The sequence below is a fragment of the Coleofasciculus sp. E2-BRE-01 genome (genome assembly GCF_040221695.1).
In the GTDB taxonomy this organism is placed as follows: Bacteria; Cyanobacteriota; Cyanobacteriia; order Cyanobacteriales; family Coleofasciculaceae; genus Coleofasciculus.
This window is the reverse complement of sequence record NZ_JAVKEA010000029.1, coordinates 1-16,951: the sequence shown is the minus strand read 5'-3', so window position 1 is coordinate 16,951 and position 16,951 is coordinate 1. Positions and strand designations below refer to the sequence as shown.

Sequence of the window (16,951 nt, the reverse complement as noted above, 5' to 3'; positions counted from 1 at the left end):
ATCCACAATGTTTTTTTCAAACAGGCTCCGTTTAATACATAGCTCCCCAAAATTGCTCGCTTTCCCCCATACCCCACACCCCATACCCCACACCCAGTATCCTATCGTGGGTAATGTGGCTTAAGTTGACACCCATGGATATTATCGTACCCCTACCATAAATGGCGTATGTGCTTAAGTCCTCCATTTATCTTTTTGATCCCGAACCGCCAGAACTGACCCAGAAAACATCCCTTCTAATCGTTTATATTCTCGACACCCTACCCCCTATACCCTGCCTATCCTTCACGTTTCTTGTCACCCCTTCAGCACTACCCCCCCTCAGAATCCTGGGATGACAAGCCGACCTAAGCGCCAAATTTTACCTTAACAGAGGGATGAAACTGTTGCAAGAAAGTCCGTTCCCTATTGCCCTACTTTTAGGATTTTTTCTGTAGTAAACACTACAGTTTATGTCAATTCTTTGAAAATTAAAGATGGGAATTGACTTTCAATAAAGAATATGATAAAAATGGACGATATCGATTACTGCTTTACAGCTAGACAATAAACTTACCAAATCATACAGCGTTTACAAATAATTTGTAAACCCAAAAAGGTTTGAAAGCCTTCTTGTTGAATTGTGTTCAGGGTTTCTTGCATCTCATTTGAAAACGCTCTATAGAGCCAAGTACCATGGTCACTCGTTGATGGGTAGACTAGAGAAAGAAACGTGTTAAGGAGTCCAATATAGATGTCAAAATCATCATCCGTTAAGCCTAAAACATTAACAACCAACGATTGGAGACTTAGACCGGGTTACTTGTGTGAAGGGGGTTCTGATTTTGAATCGGTTCACATTTTATTGGGTCGGTTTTTAGCCGATCGCCATTCAGAAGATCCCTTGCCTGACGTATCCATGACGATGGAAAACGCAGGCTTTGAATGGGGCAAAGGACTGCCGTTGGAAAAGGTGATTAATTCTCAGGAAGATTTAGACTTCCTGATGAAGCACCCGGACTTATTTCGCAATGCGATCGCGGTGATCGAACCCTGGGGACACGTCGGGTTTAATCACGTTGGCGAAGATGTGCGGGCGTCGCTGAATGTGGCGTATTTGGCACAGAAAATTGCCGATTGTGATTCACTGCTGTTCCCGTTTTGGTCGTCGGGTATGCTTGATCCAGATTTAGTCGTACCGATCATAACGTCGGGGTTAGCGGTGGTGGTAGAAGGCGGTGATCCGTCGGTGCGCGATGCTAGCACCTTTAACGATGCCAAATGTTCCCTAGATGAACTCCACAGATTCACCGATAAACTGCTGCTTTCGCGATCGCCGACAAGTGCGCCCGCTTTATTTATTTGCTTGGGACATCAATTAGCGGCACAATCTCACATTCGGTTAATTAAACGAGCAGTCAATGAGGTATTCAGCCTAGAGTATCTGGCACGCGATCGCAATGGTAAAGCCCTAAAATCTTTGAAAAAAGTCTGCCAGCAGATTCAAAAGGTGGGAACTACGTTACAGGTGAAGAAGAAAAATGGACACCTGATTGCCAACAACTGGGATGATCCGGAATTTGCTGTCGGTCCCAATGAAAAGAAAGAAGTGGGCTATCGTCAATTGTTGCATTATGAATCTCCGGATAGTGACACGTCTAACATTCCCGAAGACGTAATTATCGCCCATGAGGTGACGGCTGATGAGTTTGAAGGGGTGATCGATACGTCGATTGAATATGAACATGAATTAAATATTTCCATGTTCCACTCCGATGAAGTGAATGAGGAAGCGATTCTCTTTGCAAACTGGGCATATCGACTGCTGCATGATGCGATTATCTCCCATCGGCATATTTTAGCCGGGAGTCCCTTATCCTGGTTAATGCAGCTTCCCTTTGCGGTGGAAATTCTTTGCTCAACGGCTGACGAAACCGAAGTGGTGACAGAATGTTCAGCAACCTGTATTAACTACAAGGATTTTGAGAGCAAGTTGATCCGCCGTTCATTTACCTGTCAATTCCATCCAGAACTGCTTCAAGATCTGCGGGATATTAGTCACCGGACTCCTCCCACTTATGATGAGTTAAAGCGTGATGATGGCGCTCGTTTATTTGCCCGACTATTGTATTCTGGGATGCAGGAATAAGGGCATGTGAATAACATCATCACCATGGCGCGACGGATGGAAGAGGTGAGATTTTGGCTTTAAACCCTTGTATGGTATACCTTCTTAATGCAGCAAGCCCCAATTAGCTATTCCCTGTTCCCTCTGACACACCGAGCGAAGTCGAGGTGTTCCCTGTTCCCTACTTAAATAAATTGCCAAAGTTTAATGGTTTTATCTTGAGCCGCACTCGCCAAAGTTGAACTATCTGGACTAATTGCCACAGACATAACACCAGCGGAATGATCCGATAAGGTCTGGATCAGTTTTCCACGACCCGGATGCCAAAGTCTAACCGTTCCATCAGCACTACCACTGATTAATAGGCGACCTTTGGCGCTGATGGCAACAGAATGAACCGCATCTGTATGTTCAGTCAGCGTCAATAAAATATCACCTGTCTTTAAGTTCCAGACTTGAATCGTCGCATCCGCACTACCACTGATTAAAAGTTGACCACTAGGACTAAAGGCAAGTGAATTGACGGCATCGGTATGACCATGTAGGGTTAGTTGAATTTCACCTGTGGCTAAATTCCACAATTTGATCGTGCGATCTGCACTACCACTTGCCAGAATCTGTCCATCTGGACTAATGGCAATCGTATGAATCATGCTGGAATGACCATCAAGAGTTTTCTGTATATCTTGTAGGTTTAAATTCCAAATGTTAATTGTTTTATCAGCACTGCCACTGGCGAGAAGCTGTCCATCTGGACTAAAAGAAACTGACTTGATCCAACCTGAATGTTGCTTCAGGGTATGCTTTAATGTTTGGGTCGTTAATTCCCAAAGTTTAATCGTGTGATCCCAACTCCCACTGACTAAAAACTGTCCATCTGGACTAAAAGCAATGGTATCAATTAAACTAGAATGCCCAGAAAATGTACAACTGGGTATACCACTCTCCAGATGCCAGAGTTTGACGCTACGATCCGCACCCCCACTCACCAGAATCTGTCCGTCTGGATGAAAGGCGATCGCATGAATCGAACTCGAATGACCCCGCAATGTCCGTACACATTGCCACGTCGGTGTTAGCGTGTTTGGTTTAACCGATGGATTTGGGGAAGCGACTGACAATGATTGGGCTAACGTCTGGGTGATATGCAAATCCTGGAGAATCTGGGCGGCTGACTGATAGCGCCGTTTTACCGCCCCCTCCAGCATTTTATTCAAGGTTTGCTTGAGGCGATCGCTAATCGGTTCAACTAGGTAGTCTTGCCACACCCACATTCCTTCTAAACTGTTAAATAAGTCAAAGGGATGAATGCTGGTTAGTAAATGAATACAAGTTACCCCTAAACTATACAAATCACTACTCGCCACCGCTTTGCCCATCAGTTGTTCCGGGGCGGCATAAGCCGCAGAACCAATAACCGTTCCGGTTCGGGCTAATGCTGTTTTCGTGGTCAATTTTGCGGCACTAAAATCAACGAGAACAAGTTGATCGGCGTCTGTCTCGATTCCTGTACTGGCAGAACAAATAATATTGGCTGGATTAATATCTCGGTGAATAACCTGATGAGCATGAATATACTGTAATACAGGCAACAGTTGTGCCAAGATATGGCGAATCTGGGTTTCATTAAATGCCCCTTCTTGCGCTAATTGTTGGGCTAAACTCTCTCCTTCTACTAAGCGTTGCACGATCGCACCTGTCGTTCCCGTTTGCGGATTGGGTTCAAAATAAGCCAGCAGTCGGGGAATCTGGGGATGTTCGCCTAGAGTTTGTAATCGGGCGGCTTCTTGACGAAAGGATGCCGCCGCTTTCTCAATATTGGTTGTACCTTGATTGGTAGGTGAAAACTGCTTGATAATACAAGTGGATAATCCAGACTCAGATTCATCAATTGCCCGAAAGGTACGACCAATACCCCCCTGACTAATCAACTCCATCGCCCGATAGCGATCGCCTAAAAGTAATTTTGACCCACAAGTGGAGCAAAATCTAGCATGATCAGGGTTGTCGGGTTTGGGACAAGTTAGGTTAAGGCAGTAACTCATTCGCGAATTTTTAGAGTCAGGAATTTATCCTATTGTGGCTTGCATTCAGCCTCCCCAGCTTCCTCAGCTTCCAGACGCGCCATGGCGCGTCTCTACATCGCTCCCCCAGCTCCCCAATCCCTTGCATCATGCTTCCTGTATCCGGCTAATGGACGGCTGGCGTATCATCAAATCCTCAGTCGTTGATACAAAACCATGTCTGCTGTACCAGGCGCGTAAATTTTCTATGCCAAAAGGACTACCCTTGTCCAATTCTAGAGTAATCGGTTTATCATGCAACATCTGGCAAAGCATCTTCAGGATTTTAGACCCATACCCTTTGCCACGATTACCAGGCATGACATTTAAGAAATGGATAAAGTACGAGGTTTCATCCTCACAGACAGAAACCACTCCAACTAAGTCATCTGCCTGACTAAACTCATACCTCATTTCCCCTTGATATCCAAAAGTTCTGGGAAAGACTCGTACCGATAGATTCACGGTTGACTCATCCTCTCGTCCATTCAAGTTATACATCACCCTATTGTCAAAGTCCGGTTAGTGCGTCGGCAGATGTAACCCTAGTTAGCATTTCGTAATTTGTCTTATGTCTTATGTTTGTTTCCTCAGCTTCAGTAGACACCCATGGAACGTAACAGGCGGCGCGATCGCGTCTGGGTTAAACATAGAGTACAGATGATTAAACTACAGCTTCTGAAGAAAAATCTATCTTTTTGGAGATACCTCTTTGTCAATTATCGTTTCCTCTGATAGAGGTAAACCAGACTTCAATCAAAAATAATAAAAATGTAACAAACTCTCATGGGAGAGAACGCCAATGCGATATAAAAATCTTACAGCTATAGGAATCCTAGCCGCCATGTTCGGCTTAGCGAACCCTGTCTCGGCTCAATCACCAGTCACGACCAAAGCCGACGACGTTACTCTCTCTGGTGAATCCCTAATGGGCATTGAACAGAGAAATCTCGGCGATGATTTTGACCAGTTCTTTTTAGACGATCCAGCGCTGGCATGGAGAGGAACGGGTGGTAGCCAGATTAATTTTAACAACCAAGCTGGTGCTGACTTTCAGTTAATAGACGATGTGGAAATCTCAGTTAACGAACCCTTATCTCCACCGATCAGTCCAATCAATTTCCGCAGACACGAGAATTTAAGCAGCGGTCTTGATCGCGTGGAAGTACAAGTTGAACTTGATTAATGGTTATATATTTGTCCGAAAGTAGGGGCGGGTTTAGGGCTTTCATTTCGCTATTGATGATCAAGTTTATTCAAAACCCGCCCTGACAGAGTGGCAGAGTTTGGGCTGAGACAGTGGAGAGTGATTATCTAGCGCTATTATCATTAACCCCATAAGCACCTATTTCAACACAATCATTTGATTTGTTTCCGCTGATTTGCAAGCGGCGTCTCCAACCTGAAGCGCATATAAACTGGCTTCACTCGACACATACAGAGACTTTCCATCCACGAGATGATCTAATACCATTTCTGTATCTTGAACAAATAAACCGCGACGCCCTGCTACAGTGATGGGGTGTTCTTCCTCGCCGCGAATTAATTTACCTTGATCACCCTCAAACACTAGCGTACCTTGATCGCCGTGGACTTCAAACGTCCGCAATCTCTGCCAAAATACTTCCCCCTTGCCATAGGTTACGTGGGCAATTAGTCCCTTGACAAACTGTAATTGAGCCGTACAGAGACAGGCACGATAATAGTCTGAATTTTGCCAAAACTGAGTATTACAGCTAACGGTTGCGACGTTACCAAATAAATTAGTAAATCGATGGATGTGGGGTAATGCGGCTTTAAAGGGAAAGCCAAATAAGTCCCGATGGTATGTCCAACGCTGCGGCGCTGGGTGCTTCGGCACAATTGTGACATATCGGGCATAAAAAGGAGTGCCAATCTCTGGTAAGGATTGCTGTAAGGCTTGATGTAAGCCACCTAATAGCTCAATATGTTCCACATGTAGGAGTTTGCCTTGAGCTTGGGCAAGGGCAATTAGGGATTCGGCTTCTGTCGGATCAAGGGAAATCGGATATTCGACAACAACATGCTTCCCTGCGGTTAAAGCCTGTTGAACAATCGCACCATGATCACGATTAATCGTACAAACAAAGACTAAATCCACATCCGGATGTGCCACCACCTGTTGCCAAGACTCCACGGCGCTAGTTTGGTGACGTTGTACAAAGTCTTGCACGGTTTCCGGGGTATGCCCACTGACAACCACTAGCTGCGATCGCGCATCCGCCTGTAAGGTTTGCGCCCGTTGGTTAGCAGCATATCCAGTCCCGACGATACCAGCCCTAATGGGCAGTTTATCCATCATTTGTGAATGAGTCCTCGCTTCAACATCCCCCTATTTAGCGATTATAAACCAATAGCTTTCTGGTTATTTTACCTTATTTTGCTTTCTCGAAGACTCTTTTTTTAACAAAGCACCAAATCCAAGCGCGACACCTGAACCGAGGATAGTCAAGGGTTCGGGAACTGGTTCGCTAGTGCCTACTTTGATTTGATACGCAAGGTGAGATCCGTTGGGTCGAGTTCCCGTCCAACTGAGGTTTGCTCTGCCAGTAAGAGTAAAGGGCTGGGAAATATTTTGAATTAGCAAATAGTCCACACCATCTGCATCAGAATTACCTGGTGCTGAAATAGCCGGGTCAGATGTACCCTCTAAAACCAAATTCATACCGTTTAACTGCAACATATCAACCTGAATATCGCTGTCAGACGTTTCTAGGGTGCGTAGGTATATGGTATCGACTGAACCGCTGAAATTGCCAGTTAGCTCTATACCTGCCACTGTATATGTAACTTCTGTGCCATCGTATTCTAGGGTAAAACTTACTGGTTGATTACTTTCCCATGCATACTGACCTTCGGCAACAGGGTTACCATTTGCTGTGTTAATCCCAAATTCTCTATCTCCATTCGTTGCGGCGTTACCAATTCGCCCTTCAGCCACGAATACTTCGGTAAATTCCCCACTATTGATTAACCCATCGAACTGGTCATCAGTAAAGTCAGGTAGACTCGTCACCGTAGCCGCACTGGCAACACCCGAAACGAGAGAGATACCCACAGTGGCTAAACCAACGCCTAAAGCAACTCCAGCCGTTCGGAACGAAAATTTTGAGTAGATGCTATTCATAGTTACACCCCGTATATGTACTTACCTAACAGTATAATTCTCTCAAGAGAAAATTTTTGTGAAGTGTTGATGAAGTAAGATCCAAATCCTAGCGCAAAATCCATAGTTATGTTATGTCAACAAAGATTGTCAATATTTTTTAAGTAGGGCTGCATTTCCATACCAGCCAACGGGGAACAAATTGAGCATTGTCTATAGTTATTCTCAATTAGCTAGATGGATGCTAGCTGAATATCCCAGAATCAACCCAATAGGGGCTGTTGGGAAAAAAAAGCATTAGGAATTATGAGAGTTGATATCTAAGTAGTTTCTTGCGGTTGAACTTAACTCTAATGGCACTGAAAATTCGTATTTTTGGCTCGCCGAAACTCTTGATATAGCGTAGGGTGGGTTTCGACTTCGCAAGGGCCCACCAGCCCAAATTTCAGTACCATTCAACTTAACTCCCTTCACCAAACCGATATCCCTTCCCGTATACCGTGTGAATCAATGGGGCTTCACCAGGAGCCTCTATTTTGCGGCGTAACAAGCGCACTAAAGCCGCTAAGACATTACTACTAGGTTGTTCTTCATCCTGCCACAACTGCTGATAAATTTCCCCATGAGTCAAGAGTTGACCCGAATGACGCATAAAATAGTCCAGAAGCTGGGTTTCTTTTTCCGAGAGTTCAATTAATCGTCCATTACGATAGGCGAGCTGATTTTCCACATCCAGTTCTAAAGAAGCAACACGCAACCGAACAGGCGCATTAGTTTCCGTCGCCGCCGAACGCCGCAGCAAGGCGCGAACTCGAGCCAGTAATTCTCGCAATTCAAAGGGTTTAACTAAATAATCATCCGCCCCTGCATCCAATCCCATCACCCGATCATCCAGGGTATCTTTAGCGGTAAGGAAGAGAACCGGCGTCGTTTTCCCTTGCGATCGCAACTGTTGGCAAAGCTCTAACCCCGACTGATGCGGTAACATCCAATCTAAAATAAGCAAATCATAGTCGCTTTGCATCGCTAACTGGCGTCCAGACTGTCCCTCATAAGCCACCTCAACCTCGTATCCCTCCCGTTTGAGGACTCGGCTTAAAGGATCGGTGAGTTCAACTTCATCATCAACCAACAGAATACGCATTATTCGTCATTTGTCATTTGTCATTCGTCATTTGTCATTTGTCATTTGTCATTTGTCATTCGTCATTTGTTGATTTGGAAATCTCTTCCTCATCTTCCCCATCTCCCTCATCTCCCTCATCTCCCTCATCTCCCTCATCTCCCTCATCTCCCTCATCTTCCCCAGCTTCCCCAGCTTCCCCAGCTTCCCCAGCTTCCCCAGCTTCCCCCGCTTCCCCCGCTTCCCCTGCACCTCTGCTCCCCCAACCGAAAACTTTTGCCGCCACACGCTATATCATGGTGAATATTGCTGCGCTTAACGATGCCCATGTCTGTATCCCGGCTCAATGTAACCGAAGGCTGGCTAGAAGCCAATCAGCAGTATTTGATGGGAGAGATTGCGCGAGTGCGTCAAGCCTTGGAACGCAAGAGTGATCAAATCACTACAGGTATCTCTCTTACCTTAACCAATGGCTTCTATCCCAATGGAAATGGTTCCTACCATCAACCCGACACATCGCTTTCACCGCCTCCCTTGTTGGATCAGCTTTGCCAAATGTTTGGGCTATCCTCATTTGAGCGAGATTTGCTGCTGTTATGTGCGGGGATGGAATTTGACGCCTCTTGGGGGTTACTCTGTGGCATCGCTCAGAGTAATGATGAATTGAATTATCCCACATTTGCTCTAGCGTTGAATATATTGTCCCACGGACATTGGGGGGCGCTGACGCCAGATGCACCGTTGCGCCGTTGGCGGTTGATTGACGTGGGTGGAGGGTTTACGTTAACCAGTAGTTCGCTACGGATTGATGAGCGGATTTTGCATTACCTGCGCGGGGTTCAATATATTGATGAGCGTTTGGCGAGTATGGAGGAACCGATGCCCCTACCGGGTATTTTGGTATCCTCTCATCAACAAAGTGTTCAACAAATTGCTACAACCTGGTTACAGGTGGGTGAGGGTACATTTCCGGTGGTGCAGCTGTGTGGAGAAGATGTCACCAGTAAACGTGCGATCGCGCGAGCCGTATGCGATCATCTAGGGATTAATCTCCATGCCCTTTCCGCCGAATCTCTACCCACGAATACCAGTCAACTGAATATCGTTAAGATACTCTATGAACGGGAATGGGCATTAAGTAGTACGGTACTCTTACTCAACTGTGATCATCTCGAAACCAATGATCCAGCCAGAGAAAGCGCGATCGCCCGTTTCATCGAAAGCCTGAATACACCCCTGATTGTCACGAGTCGCGATCGACGCCGCCAACGCCAGCGTCCCATTATTACCATAGATGTCCATCATCCCACCAGTGATGAGCAGCGTTTAATTTGGCAAAACGCTTTAGCCGATAAAGCCACAAAACTTGAGCCTGCAATTAACTTATTAGTCTCCACATTTAACCTTAGCGCCCCCAACATTCATACCGCTTGCTTAACCATCAAAGGAATGGACATTGAGACGCCCGAAGAAGACGAGCAACCCATAGACGAAGAAAGCTACAACCCATCTGCCCTCCCACCCCTTACCACTAAATTGTGGGACGTCTGCTGTATTCAAGCCCGTCCCCGCATGGAAGAATTAGCCCAACGGATTGACACAGCCGCCACTTGGGACGATTTAATTTTGCCAGACAGAGAACGCACTGTCTTGACAGAAATTGTCACCCATGTTCGCCACCGGATGAAGGTCTATGAAAGTTGGGGATTTGCCGGAAAAAGCCGTCGTGGTTTGGGAATTAGCGCCCTATTTGCTGGTGCCAGTGGAACCGGGAAAACCATGGCAGCCGAGGTGATCGGCAAAGAGTTACGATTAGATGTTTATCGGATCGACCTCAGTTCAGTTATTAGTAAATATATTGGTGAAACGGAAAAGAACTTACGTCGGGTATTTGATGCCGCAGAAGGGGGCGGATCAATCCTGTTATTCGATGAAGCCGACGCCTTATTTGGTAAGCGTTCTGAAGTCAAAGACTCCCATGATCGCCATGCCAATATTGAGGTCAGTTATCTGTTGCAGCGCATGGAATCCTATCGAGGATTGGCAATTTTAACCAGCAATATTAAAAGTGCCTTAGACCAAGCCTTTCTGCGACGGATTCGCTTTATTGCTCAATTTCCTTTCCCCAACGCGGAGCAACGCCAAGAAATTTGGAAACGGATTTTTCCGAAACAGACACCAACAGAGAAGCTGGATTATCGGAAATTGGCAAAACTGAATGTAGCAGGGGGTAATATCCGTAGTATTGCCATGAATGCGGCGTTTATCGCCGCAGATGCTGGGGAAGCCGTGCAGATGAAACATATTTTACAAGCGACTAAGAGTGAATATGTGAAACTAGAGCGACCGTTAACCGATGTGGAAATCCGGGGATGGGTTAAATAAGAGGTTTAGGGATTGTAAAAATTCATGTAGAGACGTGCCATGGCACGTCTGCCAATTGTATGTAGGGGCGAGTAGGGGTTTGGTCACCAAAGCCCTACTGCTTGGGTTTCGCTATTCCCTAAAGTTCCGTAACAATTTGAGCGATCGCGAATTGCAAAAAGGACTTGTGCAGGATAATATTAAGTATCCACAAGTTGAGTTGGGAAGACTGGTAATGGGTAGCCGACGGCGTCTTAACAAAAAAACCTCCTGGGAATCGACTTCTTTACCAGTACGGAATCCTTTACAACCGCGCCCATTTGGTAAAGGTATCCAGGCGAGACGAGCAGAGTTACCAACAACCAATGTCTTGCAAACTCGTCCCTTCGGGACTCCAAAGCAGGCATCCTCGCCTAAACAAGAGATGCCAGATCTCCAAGCTAAACTCAAACAGGCAGAAAGCTTTGGCTATAATGCCGCTAATATTCCCACCGTACCTTCGAGTAGCGCTACACCGATTCAGGCAAAGCTGACGATTGGAGAACCGAATGATAAGTATGAACAGGAAGCTGATCAGGTAGCGTCTCAAGTCGTCAATCAGATTAATTCGCCTCAGAGTCAGCCGTCGGTTCAGGGTAAGACTGTTCAACGTCAGGAGATGCCAGAAGAGGAAGAAGAACTTCAAACCAAACCTCTAGCTGAATCCATCCAACGTCAGGAGATGCCAGAAGAGGAAGAAGAACTTCAAACCAACCCTCTAGCTGAATCCATCCAACGTCAGGAGATGCCAGAAGAGGAAGAAGAACTTCAAACCAATCCTCTGGCTGAGTCCATTCAACGTCAGGAGATGCCAGAAGAAGAGGAGGAACTTCAAACCAAACCTCTGGCTGAATCCATCCAACGTCAGGAGATGCCAGAAGAAGAGGAGGAACTTCAAACCAAACCTCTGGCTGAGTCCATTCAACGTCAAGAGATGCCAGAAGAGGAAGAAGAACTTCAAGCTAAACCTCTAGCTGAATCCATCCAGCGTCAGGAGATGCCAGAAGAGGAAGAACTTCAAATGAAGCCCTTAGTGCAGCGCCAGTCAAGTGGGGGTGGAATGGCGGCGACTCCAGAACTAGAACAGTCTATTGCAAGCGCCAGAGGTAACGGACAACCCATTGCAGATGAAGTTCGGCAACCGATGGAACAGGCGTTTGGAGCTGATTTGAGTGGGGTCAAAATACACACTGATTCCAAAGCTGACCACCTAAATCGCTCGGTGGGGGCTCGTGCGTTTACGACGGGTCAAGATGTTTTCTTCCGTCAGGGGGAATATAATCCTGGGAGTAAGGATGGGCAGGAGTTGATGGCTCATGAATTTACCCACGTGCTTCAGCAGTCTTCCGGTTCCATGGAAACTAGGAAACAGGCAAAAGTTTCCCAGCCTGCTAATGCTAATTTACAGGGCAACTGGCTAACCGATGCCGTATCATCTGTTGGTAACGCTATCGGTGATGCACTGGATATTCGAGACAATGAGGCAGCATTAGACCTGTGGGAAGATTACCAAGATGCTGTACAAGAGCGAAAAGATTTTACTGGACAAAAACATACTGCACAGAACTTCCAATCAACCACCAGGCTAGGATTGTTTGATGTTATCTATAACCCTGCAACAGGCGAACTGAAAATTGTTTGCAAATGCAAGTTTAACTTCATCAACGGTAGCGCTACTGAGTTCCCCAGTGCCAGTCCAGAAGACTTGAGCTGGGAGACTGATAAGGGTGCGAAGAAGACATGGAAACAGAATTTCCTTTCCGCTTGTTCAAATGCCTGGTCTGGCAACCACACGTTCTACTGTCAAAAGGATTGGTGGGAATCTCTACAAGCAAGCGTTACAGTCGATTTCAAGGAAGTATCCAAAGATGAGCATTTTGCCTTGGATATCAAAAAAATACCAACACGAGAGTTTAGCCGCAGTGGAGTTTATCGACCAACACCCCGTCCATTTGGTCTTCCAGGCTATAATCCGGGGCGCGGGGAATTTGACAGTGAAGATTTAACGGAAGTCAACAAACCTGGGGGTAGACAAAGCGCTGCCGTTCATGAAGCAGGTCACATGTTGGGACTTGATGATGAATACGGTACTGGCACGCCCAGTCACAGCGATTTGGTCGAGTCTGAATTCGGTCATGGAGTCGCACGAGGTTCAGACGGACGCATTATGTCAGGGGGTATGGATATCCAGCCGGAACACGGCGTGACCTTCCTTGAGGCGCTCAAGAAAGCTACTGATATGTCAGAGTGGTCAACAACCCAAAAAGAACCTAAACCGATTCCGCCCAATCCTTCATTAATGAACATGGGTGACTTTCCAGAACCAAACTCCGATACCAAATTTGCTTAAGTCCGTTCCATGACTAAATTTTCTATAATCCAACCTGTTTTAGCGCTGCTTTTAGTTACAAATTCTGCTGCCTGCGGAATTGCACAGGAGGTTTCTATGACAAAACCTGTACTCCCCAAACTGGAAATACCTGAAAACACACGATTGTTATACGAAAATATCGCTATCAACGATCCAGATCGAACAGGAAACTGGCGCTTCTTGTTCCGTCAAAATGGTTGCTTCTTCAACGCCCGCAACACACAACTGTGGATTGAAGACTCCGCTCAGCTTTCGAGTGATGATCCAGATTTACACTGGAACAAGCCCTTCCCGGATACTCCAAACCGATGCTTGACTGAATCCCAACAAGCAGAACTAACAGAAGCTATACGTCAGGTTGATTTTCCATCTATGGCTAAGTATTATCCGACTCCACCAGATCATCAAGTATCACACCCAGCAGCCGAGCGTTGGACAGTTGTTCAAAATGGTAAATCCCAAACAGTAGTAGTTGAGAATGGATTTGCGCCGCCAGAGCTGGTTCAATTACGCCAAAAAATTGACCAGCTTGTTGCTAATGCACCTCGACCGTAATCACTTCCTCCAATCCACTGAGTATTTGACTTATGCACAAATCTGTGCTAAATGTCAAGTATATCTCCAGTTAAATTTGGAGGGGGTTATGGGTATCCGACGACGAATCCGCAAAAAACGGTCTGGGGAAGACGAGTTTATCCCAGCACCGAACTCGTTACAGACGCGCTCCTTGGGAAACGGTATCCAAGCCAGACAAGCTAAGTTACCTATTACTAATCTCTTGGAAACACGCCCCTTTGGTTCCCCCAAAAAGGCATCCGCTTCATCTCAGGAAACCGCAGATATCCAGACGCAACTGAAACAGATGGAACGTTTTGGGTATAACGCAGCAAATATTCCAGTATTCCCGCCGAAGAAACCGAAAAAGAAACCGAAAAAATCAAAAGAGAAAGCGTCTCATACAGATCAAATCGTTACCCATAACCACCCCGGTGGAACGCCTCTAAATCAGGGTGACATCCTATCCGCGATCGCAAAAGGCAATAAAGATATACAAGCCGTGGGTCATTATGGTAAATTTAGCCTGCGGCGTCAGAAAGATACTTGGCAAATCAGTCAAGAGCAAGTGGCGAGGGCTTATGCTCAAGGGGTTGAGCAGTGGTTGCGAGAATGTCCCAAGGAATTAACCGAACATTATCCGGCGAAAAAGGATATCCCCCAAGCGGGAGCAACATTTAAACAGGATCAGTTTATGGCAAACTATTTTGCCTGTAAAATTTTGGCAGAGCAAAGTCGAGGTGCGGTGGTTTACGAACACCCTGATGAAAAGGAACTGATCCAAAAACGAGCGAACCTGTACCGCGAGAGAATTGTTGTTCCGCTTAAGCGTACCTCCCCGATCAACCCTAATCCGGCGGGTACAAGTCAGGGGACAAAGCTGCAAACCCCCAAACTGATGAGCGATCGCCTAGAATAGTCCTTTGGTTGCGATCGCGCTTTCCTTGTGTTATACATCTTTATGCTTAAGGGCGGGTTGGGTTGAATCGTTATCGGTGAACAAGGGCGAGTTTTATTGTTCATTTATCGGTAGGGAGGGCGGGTTTTGTTGTTTATTTATCGGTGAATATTTGAATTGAATGGCTAAACCCGCCCCTACAATTTGTAATTCCTGTCTAAATCACTCTATTCTATTCCAATTGTGAAACGTTTTCAGCAAAGCATAAAAATACTCACTATCCGAGGTTATCACTTTTCTGGCTATAAGAAACAAATCCTGATTCTCTTAGCTACAGTGAGTCTGATTTGTACCCAAGTTGTTGCTCAAGATGTCCCCATTTATAGCCCCAGGGATATCTTTCATCCGGTTATCGCTGAAAATGGCATGGTTTCCTCTCAAGAAAGCTATGCCACAGAAGCAGGGTTGGCTGTATTAAAAGAGGGGGGAAATGCCATTGATGCTGCCGTAACTATGGGATTTACCATGGCGGTTACTTTACCCAGTGCGGGAAATATTGGTGGCGGTGGATTTATGCTTGTCCATTTAGCTGATGACAATCAAACCATTGCCATTGATTATCGGGAAAAAGCTCCAAAATCCGCCACTCGTACTATGTTTCTGAATGAAACAGGTGACGTTGATCCTGAAAAATCTCGCCATAGTTATTTAGCTGTTGGTGTTCCAGGAACCGTTGCTGGGTTAACTATGGCACTGGAAAAATACGGAACAATTTCTTTAGCACGGGCGTTACAACCTGCGATTGAATTAGCCGAAAATGGCTTCCCTGTTTCCGAATATTTGCATCGTTCCTTAGTTGCTGTGAAAGAACGGATGCAAGCCTATCCTGCAAGTATGACCATCTTTTATAAACCAGGAGGAGAACCGTATCAGATTGGCGAAACTCTGGTGCAAACGGATTTAGCGCAGAGTTTGAGATTGATTGCTAGGGAAGGATCTAAGGCATTTTACCAGGGCGCGATCGCAGATGCGATTGTGACAGAGATGGAAGCCAATGATGGCTTGATTTCTAAGGCGGATTTAGCCGAGTATCAACCCGTTATCCGAGAACCAATTCGCGGTACTTATCGCGGCTATGAAATTTATTCCATGCCACCGCCGAGTTCTGGGGGAATTCACCTGGTACAATTGTTGAATATTTTGGAAGCATTTCCTCTGGGAGAATTGGGACAAAATACCGCCCAAACGATTCATTTACTCACCGAAAGCATGAAACTAGCGTATGCGGATCGGTCTAAATATTTAGGGGATACTGATTTTGTGTCTGTCCCGATTTTCGGGTTAATCTCTAAATCCTATGCTGAACAGCTACGCCGCAAAATAAATTTAGATCAAGCAACGCCAAGTCAAGATATTGCTCCGGGTAATCCCAATCCGTTTATTGAAAGTAACAATACCACTCATTATTCAGTTATGGATAATCAGGGAAATGCTGTAGCAAATACGTATACTTTAAACTTTAGTTATGGCAGTAAAATAACGGTTCCGGGGACAGGGTTTTTGCTCAACAATGAAATGAATGATTTTTCCGCCAAGCCAGGAGTTCCCAATGCGTTTGGTTTAATTGGTGGAGAATTTAACGCCATTGAACCGGAAAAACGAATGCTCAGTTCCATGACACCAACGATTGTCTTAAAAGATGGGAAGCCGTTTCTGGTGACGGGAAGTCCGGGGGGAAGTCGGATTATTACGACGGTGTTACAGGTTATTTTAAATGTAATTGATCATGACATGAATATTGCTGAAGCGACGAATGCCGTTCGGGTACATCATCAATGGCTTCCGGATCAGTTGATGATTGAACCCGGATTAAATGGAGATACGATGCGTCTGTTAGAGGAAAAAGGACATCAGATTACCGTCACCAATACGATGGGAAGTACCCAAAGTATTATGTTAGTTGATCAAACCTTAAACGGTGCATCTGACCCCCGACGTCCTGGTGCTTTAACCTTGGGATATTAATAGCTTTGGTTAGGGTTCATTTTACTTGCTACCTCACGGTGACTTTGGATTAATCACCCGCTATACCGTAGGGTGGGCATTGCCCACCAACCTTAATGAGCGTGCGATTTAGGGTTGATTTGGCTTGCCCACTTCACGTTAAACTGAAGTTCCCCCCATCCCGATTGAGGATAGAAGCCTAAACCGTGACTATGTAAGCGTTTGAGCCAATTATCCTTCTCAATTCGTACCCATGTATATTTAAGATTTTCTTAATACTCTTGGGGAAAAATCTGTGAG

At 45.7% G+C, this 16,951-nt stretch carries 13 protein-coding genes; 7 read left to right on the top strand and 6 right to left on the bottom strand.

Translation table 11 applies throughout. The features are described from left to right. The first annotated feature begins 733 nt into the window (after positions 1–733). A complete protein-coding gene (locus RIG66_RS03320; RefSeq protein WP_446375192.1) occupies positions 734–2,128 on the top strand; it encodes a hypothetical protein in 1,395 nt (464 codons plus the stop codon). Between the two features lie 164 nt (positions 2,129–2,292). Here the strand turns inward: RIG66_RS03320 and RIG66_RS03315 are convergent, their stop codons facing one another. Next, positions 2,293–4,152, bottom strand: coding sequence for a protein kinase domain-containing protein (locus RIG66_RS03315; RefSeq protein WP_446375190.1), 1,860 nt, complete (start codon positions 4,150–4,152; stop codon positions 2,293–2,295). A 126-nt stretch (positions 4,153–4,278) separates the two neighbouring features. Continuing rightward, entirely contained in the window at positions 4,279–4,671 is a 393-nt protein-coding gene (locus RIG66_RS03310; RefSeq protein ID WP_446375188.1) for a GNAT family N-acetyltransferase, read from the bottom strand. A 301-nt stretch (positions 4,672–4,972) separates the two neighbouring features. Between RIG66_RS03310 and RIG66_RS03305 the strand changes: the two genes are divergently transcribed. Further along, entirely contained in the window at positions 4,973–5,356 is a 384-nt protein-coding gene (locus RIG66_RS03305; protein WP_446375186.1) for a hypothetical protein, read from the top strand. A 159-nt stretch (positions 5,357–5,515) separates the two neighbouring features. Here RIG66_RS03305 and RIG66_RS03300 read toward each other — a convergent pair whose 3' ends face one another. From RIG66_RS03300 to RIG66_RS03285, 4 genes are all read right to left on the bottom strand, one after another. After that, complete coding sequence (locus RIG66_RS03300; RefSeq protein ID WP_446375184.1) at positions 5,516–6,493, bottom strand: Gfo/Idh/MocA family protein; 978 nt, start codon at positions 6,491–6,493, stop codon at positions 5,516–5,518. 63 nt (positions 6,494–6,556) lie between these two features. Beyond that, positions 6,557–7,318: a PEP-CTERM sorting domain-containing protein gene (locus RIG66_RS03295; protein WP_446375182.1), complete on the bottom strand. Its 762-nt coding sequence runs from the start codon at positions 7,316–7,318 to the stop codon at positions 6,557–6,559. Between the two features lie 439 nt (positions 7,319–7,757). Then, the gene (rppA, locus tag RIG66_RS03290) at positions 7,758–8,441 is read right to left on the bottom strand and encodes a two-component system response regulator RppA (protein WP_446375180.1); all 684 of its coding nucleotides are present in this window, start codon (positions 8,439–8,441) and stop codon (positions 7,758–7,760) included. Positions 8,442–8,496: 55 nt separating this feature from the next. Continuing rightward, positions 8,497–8,706, bottom strand: a complete 210-nt coding sequence (locus RIG66_RS03285; protein ID WP_446375178.1) for a hypothetical protein — start codon at positions 8,704–8,706, stop codon at positions 8,497–8,499. A 41-nt stretch (positions 8,707–8,747) separates the two neighbouring features. Between RIG66_RS03285 and RIG66_RS03280 the strand changes: the two genes are divergently transcribed. The 5 genes from RIG66_RS03280 (at position 8,748) to ggt (ending at position 16,672) form a co-directional block, all read left to right on the top strand. Beyond that, positions 8,748–10,805, top strand: coding sequence for an ATP-binding protein (locus RIG66_RS03280; protein WP_446375176.1), 2,058 nt, complete (start codon positions 8,748–8,750; stop codon positions 10,803–10,805). Between the two features lie 79 nt (positions 10,806–10,884). Beyond that, positions 10,885–13,173, top strand: coding sequence for an eCIS core domain-containing protein (locus RIG66_RS03275; RefSeq protein ID WP_446375174.1), 2,289 nt, complete (start codon positions 10,885–10,887; stop codon positions 13,171–13,173). Between the two features lie 9 nt (positions 13,174–13,182). Then, positions 13,183–13,749 carry a hypothetical protein gene (locus RIG66_RS03270; protein ID WP_446375172.1) on the top strand — a complete coding sequence of 189 codons (567 nt, stop codon included), beginning with the start codon at positions 13,183–13,185 and terminating at the stop codon, positions 13,747–13,749. A gap of 88 nt (positions 13,750–13,837) precedes the next feature. Then, a complete protein-coding gene (locus tag RIG66_RS03265; RefSeq protein WP_446375170.1) occupies positions 13,838–14,668 on the top strand; it encodes a hypothetical protein in 831 nt (276 codons plus the stop codon). Between the two features lie 222 nt (positions 14,669–14,890). After that, positions 14,891–16,672, top strand: a complete 1,782-nt coding sequence (ggt, locus tag RIG66_RS03260; RefSeq protein ID WP_446375168.1) for a gamma-glutamyltransferase — start codon at positions 14,891–14,893, stop codon at positions 16,670–16,672. The last annotated feature ends 279 nt before the right edge of the window (positions 16,673–16,951 follow it).

Coding starts and splice junctions, on each gene's coding strand:
- RIG66_RS03270 (WP_446375172.1), top strand. CDS start 13,183: ATGACTAAATTTTCTATAATCCAACCTGTTTTAGCGCTGCTTTTAGTT.
- RIG66_RS03315 (WP_446375190.1), bottom strand. CDS start 4,152: ATGAGTTACTGCCTTAACCTAACTTGTCCCAAACCCGACAACCCTGAT.
- RIG66_RS03280 (WP_446375176.1), top strand. CDS start 8,748: ATGTCTGTATCCCGGCTCAATGTAACCGAAGGCTGGCTAGAAGCCAAT.
- RIG66_RS03320 (WP_446375192.1), top strand. CDS start 734: ATGTCAAAATCATCATCCGTTAAGCCTAAAACATTAACAACCAACGAT.
- RIG66_RS03305 (WP_446375186.1), top strand. CDS start 4,973: ATGCGATATAAAAATCTTACAGCTATAGGAATCCTAGCCGCCATGTTC.
- RIG66_RS03300 (WP_446375184.1), bottom strand. CDS start 6,493: ATGATGGATAAACTGCCCATTAGGGCTGGTATCGTCGGGACTGGATAT.
- RIG66_RS03310 (WP_446375188.1), bottom strand. CDS start 4,671: ATGTATAACTTGAATGGACGAGAGGATGAGTCAACCGTGAATCTATCG.
- rppA (WP_446375180.1), bottom strand. CDS start 8,441: ATGCGTATTCTGTTGGTTGATGATGAAGTTGAACTCACCGATCCTTTA.
- RIG66_RS03265 (WP_446375170.1), top strand. CDS start 13,838: ATGGGTATCCGACGACGAATCCGCAAAAAACGGTCTGGGGAAGACGAG.
- RIG66_RS03295 (WP_446375182.1), bottom strand. CDS start 7,318: ATGAATAGCATCTACTCAAAATTTTCGTTCCGAACGGCTGGAGTTGCT.